The following is a 6,149-nucleotide window of genomic DNA, read 5'->3' as shown; positions in this document are numbered from 1 at the left end:
GGGGTCGACGGCGATCCGCTGGAACAGGTCGAGGTGCAGGCCGAGTGCGTCGGCGACGAGCGCCTTCACGATGTCGCCGTGCGTGCACATGGCGTAGACGGCGTCGGCGCCGTGCTCGTCCTCGATCCGCTGGTTCCACTGCCGGACCGCGTCCACCGCGCGGGCCTGCATCTCCCGTATGGACTCGCCTCCGGGGAAGGCGGCGGCGGACGGGTGCTGCTGGACGACGGTCATCAGCGGCTCGTCGAAGAGCTCGGCGAGTTTGCGCCCGGACCAGTCGCCGTAGTCGCACTCGCCGATCCGGTCGTCGGTGTGGAGCGGGAGTCCGGGCCGGTCGGCGAGGAGCGGGGCGAGGGTCTCCCGGCAGCGTTGGAGGGGGCTGGTGACGGCGGCGGCGAGCGGCAGTCCCGCCAGCCGGGCGGGCAGCTCGGCCGCCTGCGCCGCGCCGCGCTCGTCGAGGGCGATGCCGGGGGTCCAGCCCGCGAGCACTCCCCCGGTGTTGGCGGTGGACCGGCCGTGCCGGACAAGGATCAACGTGGGCATGGCGCCACCCTACGACTCGCCTTTGCCCGTGCCTGGTGTACATCCCAGTGGGGGGCGGAAGAATGCTCTCCGTGATCGTGGACTGTGCCATTTACCGCGACGGGCGCCGCACGGACGGCCCCGCCGACTTCTCCGAGGCGCTGGACGAGGCGCGCGCGGAGGGGCATTCCTTTCTGTGGATCGGGCTGCACGAACCGACCGAGAGCGAATTCGCGCTCGTGACCGCCGAATTCGGTCTGCACCCGCTGGCCGTGGAGGACGCGCTGGCCGCACACCAGCGCCCCAAGCTGGAGGTCTACGACGACTCGCTGTTCCTGGTGCTCAAGCCGGTCGAGTACGACGAGAGGGCCGATACGGTCGCGACGGGCGAGCTGATGGTCTTCGTCGGGGACTCCTTCGTCGTCACGGTCCGGCATGGCCACGGCAACCCGCTCACCCGGGTGCGGCACCGGCTGGAGGCGGACCCCGAGGTGCTCCAGCACGGTCCTACGGCGGTGATGTACGCGGTGAGCGACGCGGTCGTCGACACCTATATCGACGTGGCGGCGGAACTACAGGTGGACCTGGAGGAGTTGGAGGCCGAGGTGTTCGCCCCGGCCGGCGGCGACACCAGGCGCATGGCGGGCCGGATCTACGCCTTCAAGCGCCAGGTCGTGGAGTTCCGCCGGGCCACCGGCCCGCTCGCGGAGCCGATGTCCCGGCTGGCGAGCGCCGGACTGCCGTACGTACGAGCGGCCTCGCAGCCCTTCTTCCGCGACGTCAGCGACCATCTGACGCGCGCGAACGACTATGTGGAGGGCCTGGACCGGCTGCTGTCCGACATCCTTTCCGCGCATCTCGCGCAGACGGGGGTGCAGCAGAACGACGACATGCGGAAGATCTCGGCGTGGGCGGCGATGGCCGCGGTCCCGACGATGGTCGCGGGGATATACGGCATGAACTTCGAGCACATGCCGGAACTCCAGTACTCGTGGAGCTATCCGACGGTGATCCTGCTGATGGCGGGGCTGGTCTTCTGGCTGCACCGGATGTTCAAGCGCCGGGGGTGGCTGTAGGGGCCCGTGGGCGCGTACGGGCGTGGGGCACGCGTGGGCGCGCGCGTGAACGGCTTCAGGCCAGCCCGACGGCGCGGGGCGCGGGGCCGCCGAGGGCGTCGCGGCGCTCGGGCATCCGCAGGCGGACCATGCGCCGCCAGCCGCCGGCCCGCTCGTACGCGTACATGGCGCGGATCGCCGCGGCGAGCACGGCGGCCTTGGGGCGCGGCCAGCCGAGGATCTTTCCCATCAGGTCCATCACGGCGAGGGAGACGTCCCGGTAGACGGCGATCTCGGCGAGGGCGCTGTGGCGCAGGGCGGCATGGATCTCCCGGCCGTGTCCGAGGGCCGCGAGGCGGAGCAGTTCCTCGTGGCAGTAGGCGAGGTGGTTCTCCTCGTCGCGGCAGATGGCCCGGATCGCCCGGCCGATCTTCGGGTGCTCGCCGAAGTGCCCGGTGAGCATGTCCATCTGGTCGGCGGCGCGCTGTTCGGTGACGCGGCTGTGCGTGAGGTAGGTGATGATGTCCTGCTCGGTGAGCGGTTCGGCGGCGCGCAGCCGGTCGTGGGCGAGGCCGATGCCGCGGCGTTCGAGGAGCATCGTGTAGTCGGTGCCCGGCGGGATCTCGACGGGTTCCAGACCGCGGTTGCGCAGCAGGGCGAGGAAGATACGGCCGTGCTTGTCCTCGTCCGCGCCATGCCGAGCGATCTTGGGTGCGAGGTCGCGCAGGCCGTCGGGGACGAGGGCCGCGATCCGGCCGTTCTCCCAGCCGCCCTGGCTCTCACCGCCGGCGGCGATGGAGCAGAACAGCTGAAACGAATCGTCGCTGTCGAGAATCTCCTGGAACAGGCCCTTGGCCGAAAGCATCGCTACCACCTCCGAGCACGACATTCGTCAAGAGAAAGTCAAACGCCGCGAAGGGGGCGGGACAACAGGAGGTCCGGCCGAATGGCGGAGGCCGGGGCGGGCCCGGCGCGTAACCGCCGGGGCGGTCGGGGCGTTGTGCTCGGTGACGGCCGTGGCGGGGAAGACCCCCGAGCCCCCACCACGGCCGTGGACTTCTCCAGGCGCTCCCGCGGCTCGCCGAGCGCGTCCGTCAGGCGAGCCCGGCCCGCTCCAGGGCGTCGACGCCGGCGCGCAGCCCCGCGATCCGCTCGTCGAGCGTGAACCCGGCGGGGGCCAGGGACAGGGTGGTGGCCCCCGCCTCCGCGTATGCCTGCATGCGCTCGGCGATGCGCTCGACGGGGCCGAGCAGGGCGGTGGAGTCGATCAGCTCGCGCGGGACCGCGGCGGCGGCGCCGTCCTTGTCCCCGGCGAGGTACTTCTCCTGGATCTCGGCGGCTTCCTTGCCGTACCCCATGCGCTGCGCGAGCTTGTTGTAGAAGTTCTGCCTGGCGCTGCCCATACCGCCGACGTAGAGGGCGGTGTACGGGCGGAAGAGATCGGCGAGCGCGCCCACGTCGTCGCCGACGGCCATGGGGACGGTGGGTACGAGGTCGAAGCCGTCGAGGTCCTTGCCGGCCTTGGCGCGGCCGGTGCGGAGCGCGCCGAGAGTGGTCTCCTCGGCGTGTTCGGGCGAGAAGAAGACGAGCAGCGCGCCGTCGGCGATCTCGCCGGTCTGCTCCAGGTTCTTCGGGCCGATGGCGGCGATGTAGAGCGGGATGTGCTCGCGCACCGGATGCACGGTGAGCTTGATCGGCTTGCCGGGGCCGCCGGGGAGGGGCAGCGTCCAGTGCTCGCCCTCGTGGCTGAGCCGCTCGCGGGACATGGCCTTGCGGATGATCTCGACGTATTCGCGGGTGCGGGCGAGCGGCTTGTCGAACTTGACGCCGTACCAGCCCTCGGAGACCTGCGGCCCGGAGACGCCGAGGCCGAGCCGGAACCGGCCGCCGGAGAGCGAGTCGAGGGTGGCGGCGGTCATCGCCGTCATCGAGGGGGTACGGGCGGGGATCTGGAAGATGGCGGAGCCGACGTCGATCCGCTCGGTCTGCGCGGCCACCCAGGCCAGGACGGTGGCGGCGTCCGATCCGTACGCCTCGGCGGCCCAGCAGACCGCGTAGCCGAGGCGGTCCGCCTCGCGGGCGACCGCGAGGTTGTCCGCGTCCATCCCGGCTCCCCAGTAGCCGAGGTTGATGCCAAGCCGCATACCGCTCCCCTTACTCATCAGTAACGTCCCTGTAGCGGGGACTCTAGCGCGCGTACCGGGGATACGTCAGCGCCGAGTTATCCACAGGCGGCCACGGAAAGTGCCCTGCCCACTAATCTGAGCGCTCATGGAGCAAAGGCATCTCGGCCGCACGGGGCTGCGCGTATCCCGGATCGGGCTCGGCACCCTCACCTGGGGCCGGGACACCGGCGAGCACGACGCCGCGGATCAGCTCAAGGCGTTCTGGGAGGCGGGCGGCACCCTGGTCGACACCGCCGATGTGTACGCGGACGGCGGCGCGGAGTATCTGCTCGGGCAGCTGATGGAGGGGCTGGTGCCGCGCCGCGACCTGGTCATCGCGACGAAGGCGGGCAGCGTCCCCGACCCGGACCGGCGCTTCGACGGCTCGCGCGGGCATCTGCTCTCCGCCCTCGACGCTTCGCTGGAGCGGCTGGGAACCGACCACGTCGACCTTTGGCAGGTGCACGCCTTCGACCCGGCGACGCCGCTGGACGAGACGCTCCAGGCGCTGGACATCGCGGTCGGCAGCGGGCGGGCGCGGTACGCGGGAGTGTCCAACTTCTCCGGCTGGCAGCTGGCCAAGGCCGCCACGTGGCAGCTGGGCGCGCCCGGCGTACGCACCCGGCTGGCCAGCACGCAGATGGAGTACTCCCTGCTCCAGCGCGGCATCGAGCGCGAGGTGCTGCCCGCCGCGCTGGACCTGGGCGTGGGCCTGCTGCCGTCGTCGCCGCTGGGGCGCGGCGTGCTGACGGGCAAGTATCGGCATGCCACCCCGGCGGACTCGCGCGGCGCGTCCGAGGCGCTGGCCCCGTTCGTCGCCCCCTACCTGGACGAGGCGGCCGGCCACATCGTCGACGCCGTGGCCACCGCCGCGGACGGCCTCGCCACCACCTCCCTCCAGGTCGCCCTGGCCTGGATCCGCGACCGCCCCGGAGTAGTCGCCCCCCTCGTCGGAGCGCGCAACGCCAAGCAGCTCAGAGCCGCGTTGTCAGTGGAGGCCCTTACGCTTCCTGACGAGATCTGCCAGGCGCTCGACGACGTGTCAGCGCCCGTGCACCGCTATCCCGACCAGGACTGGAGCACCCTGTGAACACGGACCGCCTCTCCCCCGAGGCCGCCGCTCCCCCCGACGAGGCCGGTTCGGCGGGGGCCGATCCTGCTGCGCCCGTATCCGCGCCGGAAGGCGACGGGGCGGGGTCGCCTGCGGCGGGTGCCGGTGCGCCGGACGTCGAGGCGTCCGGGCCGAGTGGGGACGCGGCGGAAGCGTCCGCGGGGGATGCCGACGCCGAGGCAGCGTCCGTACGGGGTGCCGACGCTTCGGGGGCATCTGCGCCGGACGGCGAGGTCCCGGGGGCGGCTGCGCCGAGCGATGACGCAACGGGCGTGCCCGCTCAGGCGGCTGAGGCCCCAGGCGGGCAGGCACCGGCCCAGGACTCATCGGCCGCGCTCGCGCAGGAAGCGGACGAGGGGGACTCACCGTCCCCGGCCGGGGACGAGTCAGGAGTGCCCGCGCAGGGCACTCCCGACGTCGAGGCACCCGCGGCTGACGCCGGGACGCAAGAGGCGTCCGCGCTGGGCGATGGCGCCCCTGCGCAGGAGGGCGACGGGCCGGAGGCGGCCCGGCAGGGTGCATCGGGTTCGGCGGAGGCCGCGCCGCGTACCGACGCGGCGGGTGCCGACGCGGCGGGTGCCGAGACGTCCGGGCGGTCCGCTGCCGCTGAGGCGTTGGCTGCGGCTGTGCGGGCCGTGGAGAGCGGGGAGCGGTCGGCCGCGTCGTTCTTCAGCACGCCGCCGAACCGGCCGAAACCCGCTCCGGCGCCCGCCCCGGCGGCCTCACCCCCGTCCGCGCCCAATCCCACGCCCACCCCCACACCCGCATCGGCGGCGCGCGTCGCGGTGACGGCCGCCGGTCTCGGCGGGGTCCGGCAGGTGCTCGCGGCCGGTGGCGCGCCCGAGCAACTGGCCGAGAACGCCGTGGAAGCCCTCGGCGAGAAGGCCGCGGAGGTGCTCCGCGAAGACCCCTGGCAGCTGCTCGGAGTGCCCGGCGTACGGCCCGAGCAGGCCGACGGGTTCGCGCGCGCCCTCCTCGGAGGCGAGTGCGGCCCCGGAGACGAGCGCCGCGCCCAGGCGCTCGTCGCCTGGCTGCTGGAGCGCGCCGCGCTCGAAGGGCACACCGTGCTGGAGTCCTCCGCGCTGCGCGCGGCCCTCGCCCAGCAGTCCGTACCGGACCCGGACGAGGCGCTACAGACCGCCATCGCCGACGGCGCGGTGCTCGTCTTCCAGGAGGCCCTCGAAACGCCGGGAGCGAGCGCCCCGGCCCCGGCCGACGGAAACGAGGACGTACCGGTCCGCGTACTGCTGGGGCTGGACCGCTACGCCATGGCCGAGGAGAGCCTCGCCGACGGCC

At 73.0% G+C, this 6,149-nt stretch carries 6 protein-coding genes; 3 read left to right on the top strand and 3 right to left on the bottom strand.

From position 1 onward, the window contains the following. Positions 1–543: MSMEG_4193 family putative phosphomutase (locus ACFU99_RS29540; protein WP_384397822.1), on the bottom strand; the 543-nt coding region annotated here is incomplete at its 3' end. A gap of 62 nt (positions 544–605) precedes the next feature. On the opposite strand from ACFU99_RS29540, the gene ACFU99_RS29535 reads away from it, so the two are divergent. After that, positions 606–1,598 carry a magnesium and cobalt transport protein CorA gene (locus tag ACFU99_RS29535; protein ID WP_384397821.1) on the top strand — a complete coding sequence of 331 codons (993 nt, stop codon included), beginning with the start codon at positions 606–608 and terminating at the stop codon, positions 1,596–1,598. A 55-nt stretch (positions 1,599–1,653) separates the two neighbouring features. On the opposite strand, the gene ACFU99_RS29530 is transcribed toward ACFU99_RS29535, so the two are convergent. Next, positions 1,654–2,442 (bottom strand): ferritin-like domain-containing protein, encoded by a 789-nt coding sequence (locus ACFU99_RS29530; RefSeq protein ID WP_384397819.1) that lies wholly within the window; start codon positions 2,440–2,442, stop codon positions 1,654–1,656. A 229-nt stretch (positions 2,443–2,671) separates the two neighbouring features. After that, positions 2,672–3,721 (bottom strand): LLM class F420-dependent oxidoreductase, encoded by a 1,050-nt coding sequence (locus ACFU99_RS29525; RefSeq protein WP_384397817.1) that lies wholly within the window; start codon positions 3,719–3,721, stop codon positions 2,672–2,674. Between the two features lie 127 nt (positions 3,722–3,848). Between ACFU99_RS29525 and ACFU99_RS29520 the strand changes: the two genes are divergently transcribed. Further along, positions 3,849–4,832, top strand: a complete 984-nt coding sequence (locus tag ACFU99_RS29520; protein WP_384397815.1) for an aldo/keto reductase — start codon at positions 3,849–3,851, stop codon at positions 4,830–4,832. Beyond that, positions 4,829–6,149: helix-hairpin-helix domain-containing protein (locus tag ACFU99_RS29515; RefSeq protein WP_384397813.1), on the top strand; the 1,321-nt coding region annotated here is incomplete at its 3' end. The genes ACFU99_RS29520 and ACFU99_RS29515, both read left to right, overlap by 4 nt.

This window comes from Streptomyces sp. NPDC057654 (genome assembly GCF_042800135.1).
GTDB lineage: Bacteria > Actinomycetota > Actinomycetes > Streptomycetales > Streptomycetaceae > Streptomyces.
The sequence above is the reverse complement of the archived record's forward strand: the minus strand, read 5'-3'. Positions and strand labels throughout refer to the sequence as shown.